Origin of the sequence: Rothia sp. HMSC071F11, assembly GCF_001809115.1 — a bacterium.
GTDB classification, from domain to species: Bacteria; Actinomycetota; Actinomycetes; order Actinomycetales; family Micrococcaceae; genus Rothia; species Rothia dentocariosa.
Genome location: NZ_KV795756.1, coordinates 212,983 through 233,551, shown reverse-complemented (window position 1 = coordinate 233,551; position 20,569 = coordinate 212,983). Strand labels below are relative to the sequence as shown.

General features: G+C 52.2%; 16 protein-coding genes and 4 tRNA genes. 5 read left to right on the top strand and 15 right to left on the bottom strand.

The window, feature by feature from the left end:
* Positions 1–71 precede the first annotated feature (71 nt).
* The 15 genes from HMPREF2554_RS05500 to HMPREF2554_RS05430 form a co-directional block, all read right to left on the bottom strand.
* Positions 72–1,814: an RsmB/NOP family class I SAM-dependent RNA methyltransferase gene (locus HMPREF2554_RS05500; protein WP_070554311.1), complete on the bottom strand. Its 1,743-nt coding sequence runs from the start codon at positions 1,812–1,814 to the stop codon at positions 72–74.
* Positions 1,811–2,752: a methionyl-tRNA formyltransferase gene (fmt, locus tag HMPREF2554_RS05495; RefSeq protein WP_070554309.1), complete on the bottom strand. Its 942-nt coding sequence runs from the start codon at positions 2,750–2,752 to the stop codon at positions 1,811–1,813. Before fmt ends, HMPREF2554_RS05500 begins: the two co-directional genes overlap by 4 nt.
* A 35-nt stretch (positions 2,753–2,787) precedes the next feature.
* Positions 2,788–3,360 (bottom strand): peptide deformylase, encoded by a 573-nt coding sequence (gene def, locus HMPREF2554_RS05490; RefSeq protein WP_048752380.1) that lies wholly within the window; start codon positions 3,358–3,360, stop codon positions 2,788–2,790.
* A 147-nt stretch (positions 3,361–3,507) separates the two neighbouring features.
* Positions 3,508–4,392, bottom strand: a complete 885-nt coding sequence (locus HMPREF2554_RS05485) for a cytochrome (protein WP_070554307.1) — start codon at positions 4,390–4,392, stop codon at positions 3,508–3,510.
* A gap of 82 nt (positions 4,393–4,474) precedes the next feature.
* Positions 4,475–4,546: transfer RNA gene (locus HMPREF2554_RS05480), tRNA-Val, on the bottom strand.
* Positions 4,547–4,693: 147 nt separating this feature from the next.
* A tRNA-Glu gene (locus HMPREF2554_RS05475) sits at positions 4,694–4,766 on the bottom strand.
* Between the two features lie 20 nt (positions 4,767–4,786).
* Positions 4,787–4,858: transfer RNA gene (locus HMPREF2554_RS05470), tRNA-Gln, on the bottom strand.
* Between the two features lie 273 nt (positions 4,859–5,131).
* The gene (locus HMPREF2554_RS05465) at positions 5,132–7,045 is read right to left on the bottom strand and encodes an S-layer homology domain-containing protein (protein WP_070554306.1); all 1,914 of its coding nucleotides are present in this window, start codon (positions 7,043–7,045) and stop codon (positions 5,132–5,134) included.
* A 279-nt stretch (positions 7,046–7,324) separates the two neighbouring features.
* Positions 7,325–7,397 (bottom strand) — tRNA-Gly (locus HMPREF2554_RS05460).
* Between the two features lie 253 nt (positions 7,398–7,650).
* On the bottom strand, positions 7,651–8,016 hold the full coding sequence (locus HMPREF2554_RS05455; RefSeq protein WP_013399288.1) for a hypothetical protein: 366 nt from the start codon (positions 8,014–8,016) through the stop codon (positions 7,651–7,653).
* Positions 8,013–8,324: a hypothetical protein gene (locus HMPREF2554_RS05450; protein WP_244864738.1), complete on the bottom strand. Its 312-nt coding sequence runs from the start codon at positions 8,322–8,324 to the stop codon at positions 8,013–8,015. The genes HMPREF2554_RS05455 and HMPREF2554_RS05450 overlap by 4 nt, the downstream gene beginning before the upstream one ends.
* Positions 8,325–8,506: 182 nt before the next feature.
* Positions 8,507–10,021 (bottom strand): glutamate--tRNA ligase, encoded by a 1,515-nt coding sequence (gene gltX / locus HMPREF2554_RS05445; protein WP_013399290.1) that lies wholly within the window; start codon positions 10,019–10,021, stop codon positions 8,507–8,509.
* Between the two features lie 100 nt (positions 10,022–10,121).
* Positions 10,122–10,877 carry a fumarylacetoacetate hydrolase family protein gene (locus HMPREF2554_RS05440; RefSeq protein WP_041322158.1) on the bottom strand — a complete coding sequence of 252 codons (756 nt, stop codon included), beginning with the start codon at positions 10,875–10,877 and terminating at the stop codon, positions 10,122–10,124.
* A gap of 136 nt (positions 10,878–11,013) precedes the next feature.
* Positions 11,014–12,111: a branched-chain amino acid aminotransferase gene (locus HMPREF2554_RS05435; protein WP_013399292.1), complete on the bottom strand. Its 1,098-nt coding sequence runs from the start codon at positions 12,109–12,111 to the stop codon at positions 11,014–11,016.
* 249 nt (positions 12,112–12,360) lie between these two features.
* Entirely contained in the window at positions 12,361–13,416 is a 1,056-nt protein-coding gene (locus HMPREF2554_RS05430) for a 3-isopropylmalate dehydrogenase (protein ID WP_013399294.1), read from the bottom strand.
* A gap of 278 nt (positions 13,417–13,694) precedes the next feature.
* On the opposite strand from HMPREF2554_RS05430, the gene HMPREF2554_RS05425 reads away from it, so the two are divergent.
* The 5 genes from HMPREF2554_RS05425 to HMPREF2554_RS05405 all read left to right on the top strand — a co-directional run.
* Positions 13,695–14,891: a sensor histidine kinase gene (locus HMPREF2554_RS05425; RefSeq protein ID WP_244864739.1), complete on the top strand. Its 1,197-nt coding sequence runs from the start codon at positions 13,695–13,697 to the stop codon at positions 14,889–14,891.
* A gap of 48 nt (positions 14,892–14,939) precedes the next feature.
* The gene (locus tag HMPREF2554_RS05420) at positions 14,940–15,665 is read left to right on the top strand and encodes a response regulator (RefSeq protein ID WP_013399296.1); all 726 of its coding nucleotides are present in this window, start codon (positions 14,940–14,942) and stop codon (positions 15,663–15,665) included.
* A 149-nt stretch (positions 15,666–15,814) separates the two neighbouring features.
* Positions 15,815–18,631 (top strand): ABC transporter permease, encoded by a 2,817-nt coding sequence (locus HMPREF2554_RS05415; protein ID WP_013399297.1) that lies wholly within the window; start codon positions 15,815–15,817, stop codon positions 18,629–18,631.
* A gap of 251 nt (positions 18,632–18,882) precedes the next feature.
* Positions 18,883–19,644, top strand: coding sequence for an ABC transporter ATP-binding protein (locus HMPREF2554_RS05410; RefSeq protein WP_013399298.1), 762 nt, complete (start codon positions 18,883–18,885; stop codon positions 19,642–19,644).
* 2 nt (positions 19,645–19,646) lie between these two features.
* Positions 19,647–20,569 (top strand): ABC transporter permease (locus HMPREF2554_RS05405; protein ID WP_141744373.1); only part of this gene is annotated, 923 nt, incomplete at its 3' end.

Below are 20,569 nucleotides of genomic sequence, written 5' to 3'. Positions count from 1 at the left end.
CCTCAACATGACATACGGATGTTCGGATAACAATAATCGCCGCACTAAAAATACGGTTGTATTGCGCGATTCTAATTCTTACGGAAAAGTGCGAGGAACATAGCATCAGTACCATGAATATGTGGCCACAGCTGTGCAGTCGTTGATGCTTCATCAAGAATATCTTCCTGACGAACCGAGGAGGATTTTTTAAGGCGCACCTGTGGACGATACCCGGGAGCCTTATCGCCCGCAAGAGCGCTTTGTCCATCAGCGCTCGGCAGGGCAACGCTTTGAAGTATCGACTGTGTATCCAGCAGATGTACTTTTCCAGTCTCCAGTATCTCCGCAACAATATTTTGAGTCTCAGCAGCATGCGGTGAGCAGGTTACGTACGCGATCACACCGCCAGGCCGCGTAACTTCACACGCAGCTTCCAGAAGCTGACGCTGCAGAGGAAGCAAATCGGCAATATCACGCGGGGATTTACGCCAGCGTGCCTCCGGACGCCTGCGAAGGGCGCCTAGCCCCGAGCAAGGAACATCAACCAGAACACGGTCAAATTTCTGTTCCGGCTCGATGCCCGCGGGTAACCGCTCAGCATTTTGTGCAAGCGTTTGGGATATCTCACGCCCATCCCCGGTAAGAACAACGTACTCGTCGGGAGAAAGCGGCCGTAAAGATTGTGAAACCAGTTTTGCACGATGCGCTGCCGACTCATTCGCCACCACCCGAGCACCACGCTGTGTGCCCAAAGCCGCCAAGAGTGCCGCTTTACCACCCGGACCGGCACACAAATCAAGCCACGCAGAGTCTTGCCCTTCAAGAGGAGCTGCAGCAAGCGCGCGAGTAACCAGCTGCGAACCTACATCCTGTGCACGCACAGTACCCTCGCGAACACTTTCCAACCTGCCCAAATCGCCAGCAGAATATAAAGCGGAATCCTCCACCAGTTCGCCCTCTACCGCGCCTTTCTCGAAGGCTTCCTGCAGGTCTCCTATCCCAGGAAGTGCTATAAGGTTTACCACAGGTGCCTGGTTATCGGCATCAAGAAGCTCCTGGATTTCGGCCGGAGACCTGCCATGAGCTGCAAGCGCTTGGCGCATAGAACGCACAATCCAGGTTGGATGCGATTTTGCGAGCGCAAGTTTTTCAGTATCGTCCTTGGCATCAGCTTCCAGACGAGCGTACCAGTCCTCACGGCTGCGTTCACTCACACGGCGCAGCACCGCGTTCACAAAGTTTGCGGGACCACCGCCGATCTGAGCACGGGCTAATGCGACGCTTTGGTTAAGAGCTGCATGGGCGGGCACGCGCATACTCAAGAGCTGGTGAACGCCCATACGCAGTACAATCAACGTGGTTGTACCGATTTTCTCTAACGGACGATCCGCACAATGCGTCAAAATGGCGTCGTAGGTACCCTGGCTGCGCAGGGTTCCGTAGGTGAGTTCGGTGGCAAAGCCCGCATCCCGATGGTCAAGATGATGGGCACGAATCGTGCCGGGCAACACGAGATTTGCGTAGGAGTCGTTTTGCGCTACCGCGTTGAGAACCTCAAATGCGACGAGGCGCGCGGGGTCTGCAGAGCGTGAGCGTTGTGAGGGCGCAGTCGCAGAGAACTCACGGGACGAAAGCTGCTTACGGTTGCGCTCATGTCCGCTCTTATTACGTTTGGAAGCACCACCTCCGCCGCGTTTCATGCCATCGTGGGAGCGCTGGGCACGTTCGTTTCGGCGTTGTTCACTAGTCTTACCGTCAAATCGTTTTGATGATGCACCGCGATTTCGCGGATTCCGTGAGCCATTTTTGTCGTTATAACGTCGCTCCGTCATGAGAGCACTACCTTTCCTTCGGCGAGGCCGCTACCGAGACCGCGTGCCCAGGCGAGCGCGTCCATCATTTTTTTACCGGCAGGTTGTACACGCACCAGTTCTAAAGCACCGTCCGCCGTACCCACATAGAGTTTTTTACCACGAAGTTCAAGCTGTCCAGGAGCCAAGGTACCGGCCTGATCGCTCAGACGCACACCGCCGATCTTAAGTCGGTTCCCCGAAAATTCACACCAGGCGCCAGGTTCCGGGGTTACTGCGCGAACTTGAGCAAGAATTTTGTGGGCGCTTTGGGTGAAATCTATGCGCGCATCGGCATTGGTCACCTTTGCCGCGTAGCTGACGGATTCGTCCTCGTTCTGCGCGGTTCCGTGCTCGCCTGCCTCAAGCCGTACAAAGGTATTCGCCAACAGCTCTCCCCCGCTTTGCGCCAAACGTGTGAGAATGCTCCCGGCAGTATCGTCTTCCGTCACCAGCGTGGATTCTTCTTCGAAGACCGCGCCAGTATCCAACCCGGCTTCTAGAAGGAAGGTATTCGAGAAAATCTCATTTTCTCCCGCCATGAGAGCACGCTGTACGGGTGCGGCCCCTCGCCACGCGGGCAGCTTCGAAAAGTGCAGATTAACCCAGCCGTAAGGAAGCATATCGAGCGCATGTTGCGGCAGAATTGTGCCATATGCGACCACGGCGGCGGCTTCGGCTCCCAGCGGGGCTATCTGCTGTTGAGTTTCTGGCGACCACCGGTTCGCTTTAACGATAGGCAGCCCGAGCTCTTCAGCGCGTTGTGCTACGGGCGAGGGGGTAAGGATGCGCTTTCGACCTACCGGCGCGTCCTCGCGCGTGAGCACTCCAACCACCTGAACCCGCGGGGACTGGACAAGCGCATCGAGAGGGTGCACAGCGATCTCGGGGGTTCCCGCGTAAAGAATTTTGAGGGTCATGGGTGCCTCCTTAAACCTGGTGGAGTACGGTATATCTATGCGCTGAAGCTGCCTAGGGAAGCACCGAAGCTGCCGCCAACCCGCATTGCTCGTTCGGCAGAGGTCTGTGCTGTCACCTTGTTGTAGTCTGCGGCTCGGATGGCGCGCATAACCCGTTTACGATCTTCGCCGACAAGGCGATCGATAAAGAGTTTGCCGTGAAGATGATCGGTTTCGTGTTGGAGCATACGCGCGAATAGTCCTTCCCCTTCAAGCACTAGGGGCTTTCCCATCTTGTCTACGCCTCTCACCCGGGCCCAGTTCATGCGCGGAGTATCCGATTTCATACCGGGTACCGACAGGCATCCTTCCCCTCCCTCTTGAGGCTCCGTTCCGGTCTCAAGTACGGGATTGATAATATATCCTTCGCGGTCGTCAATGCCGCCAAAGGTAAAAATTTGTTTGGAGATACCAATCTGAGGCCCAGCCAGCCCGACTCCTTCAACGTCGTACATGGTGTCAAGCATATCGTCGATCAGTTTGGCAAGCTCCCGATCAAAAACGGTGATAGGCTCACATTCGCTGCGAAGAACGGGGTCGCCTACGGTACGGATACTCAGAATTGTCATATGTCTCCCTGATGCGCTTGTTATGGTACGCAGATATGCTCCGAATAGGGTGAAGGGCTGTCAAATACCAGCATTCTATTGTACCGGCTGAGGTATTCGTCCAAATAGAACACTCGTGATTATTTTGTTTTTCTTCTACCGGGTTTACTAGGCTACCTGTGTGTGATCTCCCGAAGATGGTTGACCTGCCGCGGGAGGCGGAACTACCGGCATGAGCGCGTCGTCCGGAAATTCGTGAACTGTACGGTTATACTCCCAGACCCTCCGCAATGCACAGAATTTATACCAGTTCTGTTCAAGAATCTTTGGATTTGCCTGATGGGGCACCACCTGCGTTTCGCCCAGCGCCACGCCCATCAGGATGGGGGCATCACCGTATTTCCAGGGCTCCCAGGTTCCCGCGACGGGGTCTACCAACGATTCTTCGGCTTTGAGCCCGGCAACCAGTTGCATAACCACCTTGTCGTCAAGGGGTTTAACACGCCCTCGCCGGTCGGTGCCTTTAGTTTTATAGTCAATAATGCAGGTTCGTCCGGCGATCTGGGCGACAAGGTCCAGCGTTCCGGCGTAACCTACGGATTTATTCCAAATAGTAATTTCCGCGGCGAGTGGCTGAGGGCGAAAAGCATCCCACCATTCATCGAACCTATCCGCATAGGCTTGTTCGCCGTTGCGGATAAGCTGTTCCCGACATTCTTCGACGTTGTGTTCCGCTCCCATGGCGCGTAACGCAATATTCTCGGCGTAATTATGTACCCTGTCACCGCGCTCAGCCGCAGCATCTCGGTACCGTTCGGATGCGACCGCCGCGTCACGAATAATAGCGTACTTGAGTCCCGAGGACCCGGCAGCACGATAAGCTCTCTGGTCTTCGAGAGCAGCTTTTGCAGCCATATAGCCGTGCCACCCGCTCATATCGGTAGCGTACTGACCGATAACGGTCGTGATGGAAGGAACTAGCAGCTCTCCGCCGCGTTTACGGGAGTACATGCGGCCGTAATCGGTTGGATTTGCTAGTTCTGGTGCTGTCACCGAGTACCTTCTTGATCTGCGGATAGCGATTGGGGCTGTATACAAAAACCCCCGTTGCGGATGTACAAACGGGGGTGGCTCGTGCGTGATACTGGGTTCGAACCAGTGACCTCTTCGGTGTGAACGAAGCGCGCTACCACTGCGCCAATCACGCCTACAGGTAAACACTATACCGAGTGGGGAGATAGCGCGTCAAATATGGGTTGTTGCCCTTATTTGAGGCGTCAGAAGGGCATTTGGCGCCCCGTTAAAAGCAACAAAAAATCCCCAGATCTCCGTGATCTGAGGATTATTCCTAGTGTGACCCCAACCGGATTTGAACCGGTGTTGCCGCCGTGAGAGGGCGGAGTACTAGGCCGCTATACGATGGGGCCATAGCATCGAGTGATGCTCGCTGGGGTACCAGGACTCGAACCTAGAATGACGGTACCAGAAACCGTTGTGTTGCCAATTACACCATACCCCACTATTTCATTATGTTGTTCCGGTAAAACCTCAACGATTTTCGCCGCAACGAATAATAACTATACCGGTGCTTTGTTGCATCATGCAACTTCGCACCTTGAGATGGTCGTCACAAAAGTCTGCCCAAAATTTATACCCCGCCTCCAGAACCTCCGAATACACGCCAATCGGGTGAAGGCATCCAAGAGATGCCTTCACCCGACGCATACATGTTATTCAAGCAGCAATATAAACTTACCGGCTAAGCAACGATAGTCATCTCACCTGCTATACGCTATTTTGCGGGTTCGGGCGCTGAAACCTTCACGGAATCAAAATTACCCATGTAACGCATCATATAGGCTGCCATAGCATCGCGCTTGACCGAGTCATGCGGACGGAACGTACTATCGGGCCAACCGGTGGAGAGCTTCGAGAACTGGAACCACGAAATCTCCTTGGCAAAGGGATTCTCCGAAACATCCGTAAAAGTTGCTTTCTGCTGAACTTCCGGGGATCCTGCGGCACGATAGAAGAAGGCCGCCATAGCCTCGCGGTTTATTGACTCTTCAGGACGGAAGGTACCGTCTTCCCAACCTGTCGTAATACCGGTTGCCTTCAGCCACGCAATTTCCTTATAGAAGGGGTGGGTTGTAGGAACATCACTGAAAGGAGATTCCGCGGGTGCCTCAAATTCAGGAGAACCCGCCAGGCGATATAGGTACGCTGCCATTGCTCCACGTTCGATGCTCTCCAAGGGATGGAATCCGCCATCGGGGTAACCGGTTGTGATGCTCTTCTCCCCCAGCTTGATGATGTCGTTCTCAAAGAGGTTGCCAGCAATATCGTTATACGACACGTTGGTCAGGGTCCTGTTATCGCCGCCCGTCAGAGGGGCAGGGTAACCCGCAAAGGTTTCCTGCTGCGGGGTGATCTGCTTGACCTCTACCTCTGGATTTTCCACTGTCATATTCTCCGGGGTAACCTTCACCTTGGTAATAGAATCAGCAGTTTCTTCTTTGGAAGTTAGCGTTCCCTGGGCGTAATCCATACCGAAGGGAATGGTCGTATCGGGGGCAAAACCATCCTTATTAGCGATATAAACCTCACCATCAGCACCCAAGGTAATATCGTTGGCACCCTTAGATGCTGACTGCACTTCTCCAATAAGACGATCAGCGCGACCATCAATCACGCCAACCTTACCGGTAGCAAAATCCGTAACGTATACGAGGTCACGATCTTCATCATTGACAAGCGAAAGTGCCTGCTTACCGAAAGGAATAGACTTCTTATATTCTCCAGTCTTGAGGTCATACACAGTCACCCCGGAATTACCCTTAGACTCGCCGCTCTGACGGTCATAACTGCCTTGTGCAGAGACGTAGATCTCCTGTTCAGAAATATCAATGGCAATATCGGAAGGAAGAACATCAACGCCTTCGACATCGGCGTGGGTCTGAATTTCCTGCAAAACCTTAAAAGTGCTCGTGTCAATCACATAGATTTTGCCGGTGGTGCGCTCGGGAACGTAAAGTTTACCATCATGAATAGTGGTATTCATACTGATATAGCGCTTACCTTCTTCGTCTCCACCCACTTTGATCTTCTCGACCTTATGGGTCTTCAGATCAATGGCAGATACGAAGTAACGACCCGTCACAAATGCTTTGCCGGAGGCAGCATCCACCTTTACCTCGCGCGGATGCTCGATCCAACTTTCATCTCCCTCTTGAGCTCCGTAGTTGGTCCACAAGAGATTGAGATTATTCTGATCGTACACAGACACAGCGTTATCACGAGTATTCGTAACCCAAATGGTGCCATTCTCATCGTCAACATCAATACCAAAGGCACCCAAATTCTTATACCCAGCGTTGTATCCGGTACCGGCTCGGGTGATAGGTAAGGTGGCTATTGCTTCTATCTGGAGAGTCTTCTCATCCAGACGCGCAATAGTCGATACGGACATATCGCGGTTAGAGCCAGCAATGAAGATTTTGCCGTTCTTTGAATGGCGAATCTGATACTGCCCTGGAATCCCCTGCACCTGTTGAGCCTGAGCAGCAGTAATCTGCTGCGGGGCAGGAGACTCTACCGCAAAGGACGCGGGCACTGCAAAAGGTGCCCCCATGAGCGACATCGAAAGTGCCCCAACGGTAGCTGCTTTGAAAGGCTTACGCTGAGCTTTAGTGAGCAAAAGAACCATATAAACTCCCTAAGAGAATGACGGACACTAAAAATTAGTTACCCTATAGTTAAAACTTAGGGTAGGAGTACCTAAGAAGGTGTACCCCCTATATTCACGTCTTTCCTCCCAAAAAGCAATAGAAATATCATCTATGACGTTTATTTTCTTAGAGACTTATCGTCATCAAAATCTTGGAGCACGGCAGAATCTCCGAATTTTCACGGAAGATAAACCAACATTTACGATTCCTTACGACATACACAAAAAGCCCTGAAGATTACTTCAGGGCTTTCGCAGAGCGGTTGACGAGACTTGAACTCGCGACATCCACCTTGGCAAGGTGGTGCTCTACCAACTGAGCTACAACCGCAATATTCTGTTTTCACAAAATAACGAGCCGGAATCTTTCATTCCGACGCGCTCACAAGTAAATACTATACTGTACCGTTTGATGGCCCGCAACTCTTACACGCATAAATCTTTTCTTGACATTCTCCAGCTCACTATTTTCCCCATGTCTACAGCACGCTGACTAGGGCTTATAGGCATGATAGCAAGCACGTATATTTTCTACATGATGCCCTTTACAGAAGCTTAGAGCACGCCAATACGCTACAGGATGTTCACGAGTTTGAGGATTCCTGCCGACGATGATGCTGATGTCCCAGGTGATGCGCGTGCTCAGCAGAAGACTCAACGGCTGCATCCGCGATGGATTCCGCATGCGAATTACGTTCGGATCCCGTACCAATCCCAGTGCGGCGTTCCCCTTCGCTGGGCGTTACGCCATCCTCAGTCATCTCATCTACCATGCGGATCAAGAACGACTTCGCATAAATAATGCCAAACCCAAAGAGAAGCGCGGCCAGAACCCAAATGACGAAGGTTACCCAGTCCCAGTGACCGCCCAACCAAACCTTTACGCCCATGTAAACTGCCAATGCTACGGCAGACATGATGGCGGCGAATGTTACATCGCGTCGAGTCATGCTTTATCCTCCTCACCAATTTCCAGCCGCTCTTGGGCGTTTTCTATGGGTTTGTCCCCCACCAGGGCTTCGCCTCCCGGCTGGTGGCCGCCTACTTCGCGTTCACGTGCAATCTGTTCATCATCAAACTTAGCTTCATGATACGCCGCGAAATACGCTAAGGCGCTGGCTAACACAATTATCACAATGGTCCAGATAGATCTCACTGCATCCGCAATAGTGGCAATAAGCAATACAATTGATGCATTCGCAAATGCCATCACGGTTCCTTTGCGCAAAGCACGCACGATGTATTTGTTATGGTTCACCTTCACCTCCCACGATGCACAACCATATAACCAGCATAAGCCGAGAGCCATACATTCCTCTAGCGCACAATGTGTAAGGCTTATATCTGCATCCGACTCTTGCGCGCAGAAAAACCCGGTGGCTCGCGCAAACTCGTGAACCACCGGGTTACCCTCAGAAAAGATGCAGCTATGCGTTCGGGCTACCCCCCGAGCTCAGCAGCCAAAGCCCGCACACGGTTGAGAGAAGATTCCTTCCCCAGAATCTCCATGGATTCAAAGAGCGGGGGCGAAATACGCTCACCTGAAACGGCGATACGTACCGGTCCGAATGCCAAACGCGGTTTGATCTCAAGCCCCTCCACGATAGCGGAGCGCAGGGCAGATTCGATACTTGCCGCATCCCAGACTTCGAGGGCTTCAAGTGCCTCTAAAGCGGCAGCAAGAACCTGAGGTGCAGATTCTTTAAGCTGTTTACGGGCGTCATCGGCAATCGTGATCTCTTCATCAGCTTTGAAGAGGAATGCAAGAAGCTTCGGGGCTTCACCCAAGAGCTGCATACGTTCCTGCACCAAGGGAGCAGCCTCTGTCAGAATCTGCTCTTCATGTGCTGAAAGTTCCTCACCAACAACGCCAGCGGCCTGCAGATAGGGCACCAGGCGGTTTCGGAAATCGTCCGCCTCCAAACGACGAATATGATCGCCGTTAATAGCCTCTGCCTTCTTGACGTCAAAACGTGCCGGATTGCCTACCACATCGTGAATGTCGAAGTGCGCCACTAGGTCATCGACTGAGAAAACGTCCTGATCTGCGGATAGTGACCAGCCTAGCAGAGACAGGTAATTCAGCAGACCTTCTTTAATAAATCCGGCATCGCGCAGCAGGAAGAGATTCGATTCGGGATCGCGCTTCGACAGTTTCTTATTACCCTGCCCCATCACATAGGGAAGATGCCCAAACTCGGGGATAAATGTGGTAACGCCCGTATCAATCAGTGCCCGGTACAGTGCAATTTGGCGCGGAGTTGAAGACAATAGATCTTCGCCGCGAAGCACGTGGGTTACGCCCATCAAAGCATCGTCCACAGGGTTCACGAAAGTATACAGGGGGTCACCGCTAGAACGCACCACAACGTAGTCCGGGACAGACCCGGCTTTGAAGGTAATCTCACCACGTACAAGGTCGTTGAACGTAATATCCTCATCGGGCATACGCAAACGCCATACGGGTTTACGGCCTTCGGCGCGGAAAGCCTCTTTCTGCTCGTCACTCAGGTGACGATCATAGTTATCGTAGCCGAGCTGAGGATCCTGCCCCGCTGCTTTACGGCGTTCCCGCACCTCATCGGGGGTCGAGAAATCCTCATAGACATACCCGCCCTCAATGAGCTTCTCGAAAACCTTCTGGTAAATGTCCTCACGTTTGCGTTCAGACTGACGATACGGTTCATGGGGGCCGCCTACGCCCACACCTTCGTCCCAGTTAATGCCCAGCCAGTGCAGACTGTCGAGCACTTGGTTGAACGATTCTTCCGAATCGCGTGCCGCATCGGTATCCTCAATACGGAAAATGAGCTTACCGCCGGTATGGCGCGCATAAGCCCAGTTAAACAGGGCTGTACGTACCATGCCCACATGCGGAGTTCCGGTCGGTGAAGGGCAAAAACGTACGCGAGTTTCGCGTGAATCGTGCAGATCGGGACCGGGATATTCGGTCATAGTAGGTTTTCTCCTGAACTTATGTATCTCAAAATCATGCTGCTGTGCGGCCTATAGCGCTGAGGAATCTATGTTTAGCACTCTCAGCCTAAACTAGGCTCTAACTGCGGATGCGGGTTACCAGGGCCCCAATGCCTTCGACCTCAACCTCGACCTCATGACCATCACGAAGGACGCTGATACCCGCCGGGGTTCCGGTCAAGATAATATCTCCGGGAAGAAGGGTAAAGATCTCGGATGCTGCGGACACGAGCTCCGCCACCGAGTAGTGCATATCAGAGGTGTTGCCTTCCTGCACCACGTCACCATCAACCCAGCTCGTGATATTCAGCGAGTCGGTATCAAGCTCCGTTTCGATCCAGGGCCCCAGTGGGGTTGAGCCGTCAAAGCTTTTCGCACGAGTCCACTGTGTGTCCGTCTCCATCACGTCACGTGCCGTCAGATCGTTGGCTACAGTGTATCCAAAAACAACCTCATGCACACGTTCCAGCGGAACCGACTTTGCAATACGACCGATGATAACCGCCAGTTCGCCTTCAACGCTGACCGCTTCGGAATACTCGGGGAGAGTCACTGGATCACCAGGGCCGACCACCGTCGTATTTGGCTTGATGAAGAACTGCGGGGCGGCAGGAGCCGGAGTACCCGCCCAATTAGCAAGAGCACCAATCACCTTGGAGCGTGGAATGATGGGGGCAAGCAAGCGAACATCCTCAAGCTGATAAGTCTTCGAGGTGGTTTCAACACCGGAGTAAAACGGATCGCCCGCGAGAACATGCAAAACTTCGCTGCCGTCCCCTCCTTCAACCACACCATAATGAAGATCGTTATCTACGGTAAATCGTGCAATACGCATACCTTCTAGAGTACCAGTCATTCACACCCCTCTCGATACGCAAAAAGTGACTTTCCGATTGAAAAGTAGAGCTTATCGTCGGAAAGTCACTCTCTGCACGTTTCACGGATGCGCCCGGCGCAGTAACCGGGGGTTATTAGACGAGGCGGGTCATCCAGCCATGACGGTCCTCTACTGTACCGGTCTGAATACCCACGAGCTCTTCACGCAGGCTCTTGGAAATCTCGCCAAATCCTTCGGAAGCCGCAGGAATCTCAAAATCAGTAGCCTTGAGCTTTCCAATAGGGGCAATAACCGCTGCGGTACCGCAGGCACACACCTCTGTAATATCGCCAGAAGCCACACCGTCACGCCACTCGCTGAGGGTGATGGGGCGTTCCTCAACGGTCATTCCGCGATCCTTCGCCAGCTGCAAAATCGAGGAACGGGTAACGCCCTCTAGAATAGTTCCGGTAAGTTCGGGGGTTACCAACTTATTCTCTTTACCGTAGATGAAGAATACGTTCATGCCGCCCAGCTCTTCAAGAGCATCGTTACGGTGCGGGTCTTTGAAGATCACCTGTTTACAGCCGTTTTCTTCACCTTCAAGTTGGGCGATCATGGCGGCAGCATAGTTACCGCCGCATTTTGCGGTGCCAGTACCGCCTTCACCAGCGCGAGCATACTTCGTGGACAGCCAGATGTCCACCGGCTCGGGGGTACCGAAGTAGTTGCCAGCAGGCGACCCAATCACGTGATACTCCACGTGACGAGCAGGGCGAACCCCCAGATATGCCTCGGTCGCAATCATAAACGGACGGAAGTAAAACGCCTCTCCCTCACCGCTGGGAACCCATTTTTCGTCTGCCTGTACCAGCTGCTTCAGGGACTCGATAAAGGTCTCTTCGGGCAGCTGAGGCAGTGCCATACGATGCGCCGAGCGGTTCAGGCGCGCCGCGTTCTTCTCAGGTCGGAATGTCCACACTGACCCATCCGAATGACGGTAGCCTTTAATACCCTCGAAGATTTCCTGGCCATAGTGAAAAACCGCAGCGGCGGGATCTAAACTGAGCGGACCGTAGGCGTGCACCCGCGCATTCGACCATTCACCGCCGGTTTTATAATCACCGTTCCAGTCGATGCTGACCATATGATCCGTAAAATAGTCGCCAAATCCGGGGTCGGCAAGAATCTCGGCTCGGCGTTCGTCACTCGCGGGGGCGGGGTTCTTTTCACGGCTAAATTCAAGTGCCATGGTGTAATCCTATTCTGTCAATTCTCTCTGCCAATAGCATCGGCGGCGCGAACCTCAAGGTGGGAGGCAGAAGCGGCATCGCTTACGAAGCTCATCAGTGCGGCTTGTGACCACGCCAGCGGACGACGGGGCGGATGTGCCCGTTGCACATGTTTTAGAGTACCTGATGAATAGGCACAACGCACACGCAACCCACCGCCGCCCATATCGTGAAAATCGAAGGCGGGGCGTAAGCTGCCTCAGCCTTAACTAGCTTAGGAACCCTAAGACATCGTTACCAACTTCGTCGGTGCCTCGGGTGCGGGCGCCGTTGGCACGCATATCAGCCTCGACCGCATCCTCAATACGGACCGCCGTCAACTCATAGCCTAGGTGCCGCAGAAGCATTGCTCCCGCGAGGATTGCGGCGGTCGGGTTTGCTTTGTTCTGCCCCGCGATGTCGGGGGCTGAACCATGCACGGGCTCAAACATTGAGGGGAACTCCCCTACCGCGTTAATATTGCCTGAGGCTGCGTAGCCAATACCTCCGGTCACTGCACCCGCCTGATCGGTCAGGATGTCGCCAAACAGGTTATCGGTTACGATCACGTCGAAACGCGAGGGATCGGTGGTCATGAAAATTGTTGCCGCATCAACATGCAGGTAATCGGTTTGCACTTCGGGGAATTCGCGCCCGATCTCTTCAAAAAGACGGGTGTACAAACGACCAGCGTGTACGAGTACATTTGTTTTGTGGATGAGGGTCAGCTTCTTACGGCGGGACTGTGCCAGTTCGAAGGCGTACCGGATCAGCCGACGAACACCGTGGGCTGTATTGATGGATACTTCGGTTGCGATTTCGGCATCGGTACCGCCGCGAATAGTTCCTCCATTACCCACGTAGGGCCCTTCGGTACCTTCGCGCACCACCACGAAGTCGATCTCTCCAGGGTTGCTCAGCGGCGACACTGCCCCCGGGTACAGCCGTGCGGGACGCAGGTTAATGTAATGGTCGAAAGAGAAGCGCAGCTTCAAAAGCATTTCACGTTCGATCAGCCCTGAGGGAATCTTACCGCTGCGCGGATCGGCGCCAATAGCGCCGAAAAGAATCGCATCGTGCTGTTTGAGAGACTCCATCGTACTCTCGGGCAGGGTTTCGCCGGTTTTAAGCCAGTGCTCGGCGCCAAGTTTATAGTCGGTGGAATCTACGCGAATAGAATCAAGCTCGCAGGCGCGTTGAAGCACACGCTGCGCCTCGGTAATAATTTCAGGTCCGATGCCGTCGCCAGCGATCACGGCAAGGTTGATGGAACGTTCAGTAGTCATACCTCTACCCTACTGCTGGCACGAACAATTGCGCAGATTTTAGGCCATGATTCTCAGAGTATGGGCATATATATTCCCGCATAATCTCGCAGTTTTGAGAGGTCTTATTCCAGATTTTGCAGCCTCATGACCTACACGAGTACATACAAAATTCATCCTTCCGAGTGATTACCTGTTTTGAGGGCGAACGTTACACTTAACCCATGGATCTAACGAGCCGAATTAACAACTACATAGATAGGAACTACCGCTGGTTTAATATCACGGTAGTTGCTTTCATGCAGATGTTTGTTCTGCTCATAGCTCTTGCAATGTCCTATAGGGATAGCGGCATTACTTTTTTCATTGCATGCATCAATACGACCGCCCTTTATTTTCGGTACCGGCATCCTTATGGGTCAATCTGGTTTGTTCTCGTCTCCACCGCTCTCACTCTATTTATTCCGGATGTTTTGCCCGTTCATCTGTATTTTCCGGTAGGCGTAGCGGCTTATCATATCGGCAGGCACTGGAAGAAGAAGCTGCGGGTTCGCATGTTTATTGCGGGCTGGGTTGGTGCCTTTGCGGTAGGGGCTCAGCTTTTTATCATGCTGCTTCCGCGGGGCGAACAATTTGCCGCTGTTATAAGCTCGATTATCATTACAACCTTATGCGGTGCGATTTATTCCGTGCTCTGGTTTATCGGTGATTCAAGGCGTACTCGCATTATTCGCCAGGATGAGCTTCGAGAGCGAGCGATGCGCCTCGAATTTGAGCAGGAACAGGAACGGCGTCTTGCGGCGCAGGACGAGCGCACCCGCATCGCCCGCGAAATGCACGATATTGTGGCGCATTCACTTTCCAGCATCATTACGCAGGCTGACGGCGCCAGGTATGCCGCAGCCGCGATACGGACCACGACGACTCAGCCCGCCGAAACGACTAACCTTCAAGAGCATGACGCCTCTATCGCGGAACAGACGCTTGAAACTATTGCAGTCACCGCACGCGATTCTCTCACGCAGATGCGTTCCCTTCTGGGGGTTCTTCGTACCGGTGAAGACACCATGTACGCTCCAGCGCCTACAATTCACGAAATTCCCGCTCTGGTTGCGCAGGCTCGCAGGTCAGGAGTTAATATCGACTTCGCTGGTATTACCGGTACCATAAGTGGCGCCCTCCCTCAGGGAGCTGATCTAGCGGCATATCGTGTAATCCAGGAAGCGCTCACCAATATCGTTAAACACGCCCGCGATGCTGAGATCGTTACCCTCTCGGCTGTGTGGAAACGAGATGGCCTGTATTTGGACGTGTACAACAGCGCTCCAGCGCATCACAATAGCTCGGATGCTCCATATTCCTTCGTGCCGGGCAGCGGTAACGGTCTCTTGGGTATGCGCGAGCGCATCACAATGTATGACGGAACCCTGCATTACGGCCCGGATCTGCAGGGTGGTTTTAGCGTGAAGGCCTGGCTGCCGTACCGCGAAACGTAATGGGAACCCAGTATTGTAAAAGTGACAGAACATATTAAAGGAAATCCTATGAACGAACAGATTACCGTGATGCTGGTTGATGACCAGCAGCTTGTACGCGGCGGTTTGAAGATGCTTATCAATTCGCAACCTGATCTGCAGGTTGTTCTCGAAGCTGATGACGGCGCAGCGGCGGTTGATAGCTATGCCCGTATGGCTGAAGAAGGTACCGCCCCTCAGGTGGTTCTTATGGATGTTCGTATGCCTATTATGGATGGGCTGGAGGCTGCAAAAAGTATTCTAGAGCTCAACGTTCCTGATTCCAGGGTTATTATGCTGACTACCTTCGACGTCGACGAATATGTCTATGCGGCGGTACGTGCCGGGGCAAGCGGTTTTTTGCTGAAAGATGCGCCTCCCGAAGAACTTCTGGGGGCGATTCGGACAATACACCGCGGTGATGCGGTGATCGCCCCTTCCGCTACACGCCGCCTGCTGGAACATATGATTCCGGTGTTGGAGGTTCATTCGGAACAGGATTCTGCCAGTGTTGCCCCCACTCCTCAGGAGGAGCCGCAGCTTCTGCATCAGGAACTCATGCAGACTCTTTCGCCGCGTGAGCATGAGGTACTTCGTCTGATTGCGCAGGGTCTTTCCAATGTGGAGATCAGCCGCGCGCTCGTGCTGTCAGAGGCCACGATTAAGACCCACGTCTCGCATGTTCTGTCAAAACTTGATGCCCGCGATAGGGTTCAGGCCGTGATTATGGCCTATGAGGCTGGGATCGTTTCGTAGGCTCCTTGTGTCTACATCTACCGTTGAAGACAGAACCTGTGAAAAGGCTGAAAAATCATTCTTGGGAATGATGAATATCCGTCGAGCCAACATTTACGGTTATATAGTAGACCGATATTTATGATGTAATACGCCACAGGATTTTTTACATGATCTCCTCTCTGCTCTCGCTGATATATGCAAATCTGCGCGCATCTTGGCGTAAATATATTTTGACGGGACTGGGCATTGCGGTTGCAGCTTTTTTCCTGAGTGCCGTGCTTCTTCTCAATACAATCATTTCCGCCACATATGTGGCGCACTACGGCAATCAGGTACGTAACAGCGATGCGGTTGTTGCTACCAACATCTCGGGGCAAGCCAAGGAGAACTCGTCAGGCGCTCTTTCGGTTGAGGAAGTTGAAGATATCCGTAATAGCCCCCAGGTGGCTGGTATCCGGGAAGACTCGGTAGTTTCAGCCATGTATCATGACGCGCCGGGCGACCCTGTGCCCTATGCGATTTCTCAAGCTCCCACTGACCCGGATTTGTTTCCTTATCAGATACAGGGGCGAATGCCACAGAATGATCATGAAATTCTGCTCCCAGAGTCGCTTCGTGAGTCTTTGCATCTCAACATAGGCGATAAATTTCACGGCATTGACCCGGTCGCAACAATAAAGCTGCCCACTCCCACGTCCATTACAAATTTTGAGGGCGGCACACTATCTTTAGAAGATTCTTTGCCCACCAAGGAATATACGATCACTGGTACTTTCCGCTCTCCGGACCTGGGGTCTGAAGATTCAATAACAATTTTTGCCGGTGGCACTATGCTGACAACGGTATCGAAAATTGCTCATCGCGAGCATAAAACAAATATTGTTCATGATGCGCATATAGTTGCGGTCAAGCTCCGTGAGGGTGTTTCGGTTGAAGATTTTAAGCGGGAATTTACCGCGCACCACGACGATCATGGGTATGTAGTGCCAGCGCATGAATATGCCCACAAATTAGAACCGGACATAGGTTTTGCCAATGATCTGCTCACCGCAGCCCTTTTAGGTCTGGCAGCATTAGCCCTCATGGTCTCTGCTTTTGTTATCACCAATACATTTAGCGTGTTGCTTTCTCAGCGCACCCGCGAGCTCGCTCTGCTGCGTACTTTAGGAGCCAGCCGCCCCAATCTTCTCACTATAGTGCTGGCAGAATCTACGGTTTTGGGAGTTCTCGCAGCTTCTTTAGGTATTACACTTGCCTACGCTCTTTGGGCGGTTATCACGTCGTGGGCCGCTCATACATTGGTTTTCACTTTTTCCCTGGTCCCTTTGGGAGTTACTCTGCCAGTGTGTGTTGCCGTCACCTGGATCGCCGCTCTTAAACCCGCCTATGCAGCATCAAAAGTATCGCCTGTGCAAGGGCTTCGTGATGGCGTAGTACAGCAGGTTTCTACCTACGGTAAGCGTCAGGGGGTTATCGCTCTGTTATTGCTTGTGGCGGGTATTGTGGCGTATGCAGTCTTCATAAGTAAATCCTCTGAGCACGTGCCTGATGGCATGGAGGGCACCCATAGCGTTCAAGTGCTTATTGTGGGTATTATTGCTGATGCTCTCTTATGCTTTGCTATTTTGACGGCAGCCCATAAAATACTTTCACCGCTCGTGAAGTTCTGGTCCTCTCTGATAGCGCGTACCCTAACGGGGTCTATCGCGTGTAAAAATGCGCTGCGTTCTCCGGCACGTATGGTGTCGACCGGGCGAGCCCTCCTCGTAGGAATGATGCTTATAGCTATGGTGCTTACAGGTTATGTGACCCTTAAGGCATCTGTCACAAGCTTTATACAGCAGACAGACCATCCGGCAGCGGTTCTAACGTTTAATGGCTCCAAGGATACGGAGGGTAACTCCTCTACTGCACGCAATTCTCAGAATTCTGAATCCACTGCAGAACGGTATATGCACCAGGCACAGGATGCGCAGCGCAGGGTCCAAGAACTGCCGTCCGTACAGTCTGAAGCGTTTGTACAATATGCGGGAAACCTCACCTGCGATGATGATTCTCATACTCTCACAACTTCAGATGGGCCGGTGAATGAAGCAGGCAGTAATCCCAGCGCTGCAGCTGGCACTCCTGACCATACTGATCTTCCCGCTGCCTATGCGGTTTCACCCCAGGATATTGACATAGTATTGCCTGGTACCTCCGAAACGATATTGCAGGGTGATGTGGTGGTTCTGCCTCGCTCAGAACAACATGCCTTGCAAGGGCATAAGCCACCTAGTTTTACACTTCATGGACCGCGTGGAGACCTACGACTTACTGCGGTGTACTCACAAACTGATGACCATACCCCCTATATCTCACGTGAGACCGCCGCCAATGTACAGGATCTTGATCATCCCCAGCTTCTTGAAGGTTCTTCTTCCACTGGAGAGTCCTATGTGGTAGTGCGCGCCAAACAGGGATTGAGTTCTGATGAAAGTACAGAATTACGGAATGATCTAACGGATATTTCCCGTACAACACACGGGTTATATCTCGCGGGCATTCTAGAGATGCGCGCTGCTGTCGAAATTTCCCTTATCGTTATCATGTATACCATTCTGGCTATTATCGCTCTTATGGTACTGATTTCGGTGTTAGGGGTAAGTAATACTTTGGTGCTCTCAGCCCATGAACGAAGCCGCGAAAACGCACTCCTCCGCACTCTGGGGCTTTCGCGTCAGCAGTTACGTTCAGTCATTATGATTGAAGCTATTCTTATCACGCTCTCAGCGCTGCTGGTTGCTCTCATCGGCGGCACGCTTGCCGGGTTTATCCTGACACGCGCTATCACGCCACATAGCATTGAGATCATCTACCGAATTCCCCTGACGGAATACTGTATAGCCTTCTTCGGCGCTTTAGGGATTGCTGTCTTAGCTTCGTGGGTTCCCTCCGTACGCGCTTCAAAAATCTCACCGGTTCAGGCGCTTCGAGACGATTAAGTCTGTGCAGATGCTATGCAGCATATAAAAATTACTACCTGTACCAAGTATTTAATAGAACACATTCCTACTTATATATTATTCTCGCATACATTCCTGAGAAAGTACTCTACTTATAATATTGCCTGTATTTTCACTAACTTTACCTTGAAAATAGTTACGGTTATTTTAGAGACAGAACTCCAGAAATCACCCAAAAGTATGATAAAACCTCCCACAGGTTTTCATTCTAGTTTGGGATAATTGGTGTTATGACTACTACATTAGATACTTCTGTTAAACCAGCTGTTACCGCCCAAAACCTGAGCAAGACTTACGGCACAGGTGAGGCGACGGTACATGCCCTCAATAACGTAACAGTTTCTTTCGAACAGGGTAAATTTACCGCTATTATGGGGCCTTCCGGCTCCGGTAAATCTACCCTTATGCAGACTTTGGCAACCCTAGATACTCCGGATGTTAACCCCAAAACCAGCATCAAAATTGCCGATACCGAGCTATACGGTCGGCGGGATAAAGAGTTAACCGAGTTTCGTCGCGAACATATCGGCTTTATTTTCCAGGCCTTCAACCTGGTACCCACCCTCACCGCCGGGCAGAATATCGACTTACCGCTTGGCCTGGCAGGCAAAAAGCCTGATCCTATTTGGCGCGATTATCTTGTGGAGACTTTGGGTCTAACAAAACGGCTCAGCCACCGTCCCGAACAGCTCTCCGGTGGTCAGCAACAACGCGTCGCCATCGTACGCGCACTACTCTCCCGCCCGGACGTCGTCTTCGCCGACGAGCCCACCGGTAACCTCGATTCAAACTCTGGTACCGAAGTACTCAAGCTCCTGCGAACCGCGGCAAACGAACATCAGCAAACCATCCTCATGGTGACCCACGATGCACACGCAGCATCCTACGCAGACCGCGTGGTCTTCCTCAAAGACGGTGCCATAGCTGGCGAAATGCTCAAACCCACCCACGATGCTGTTCTAAACGCCATGGGACAGTTGGAAGGTGAATAACATTGGCTACAACGCTTAATACGGTGGGGCGCGCTAATTTACGCGCGTCTAAAGGAAAATATATTCTTACTGGAATCGGTATCGCAATTTCTTCATTTTTTATTGCTGCCGTTATTGTATTAGTCAGCTCTTTGCAGGGAACTCTAAATGCATCGGTAAATGGCATTCTTTCCAAAGCAGATAACGTTGTTGTCTCTTCCTATGCGCGCGATAACTCTAACACTGAAGCAAATATCTATCTGGATGAAGAGAGCATCAAAAATATTCAGAATGATGATTCAGTCGATCAGTCGTGGATTGTCTACCAGGGCCGGGGTAAGTTTGGTCCCGATAAAACTCAAGTTTCTTATACCCAAGCGCCTAACAGTGCAGATCTTTTTCCCTTCGACTTTGAAGGTAAATTGCCGACCTCAGACACCGAGCTGATGATCTCGAAAGATTTTGCACAAAAGCATAATCTTCAACTTAATTCTAAGGTCAGTTCCCCCGATATAGTCGCGTCGATCTCTGACCCAAATACAGGAACTACGCGCGAGTACACCATCACCGGTATTTTTGATGTCGGATTCTCAGGCTCCGATACGAATAACGCTATGTTTATTGGCGGAACTTCCTATGGGGAGGCAGCTAACAAGGTACTCAAAAATGCTGGGGGTGCTTCTTCTGCAAACTACGCCGTTCCCGGTGCCAGCATGGCATACGTCAAGTTCAAAGGAACGGACGACGCTGCTGCTCGCGCAGAGCTGCAGAAGAAACTCAACACGGGTGACAAAAAAACTGAGCCTTCTGTTATGTCCGGTCCTGAGTACATGGAGGTTGTGAAGAAACAGCTCTCCACGATGTTCACATTCCTCGGTGTCATCTTAGGCGCCTTTGCCGCACTAGCGCTGCTGGTTTCTTCGTTCGTCATTTCGAACACCTTCGC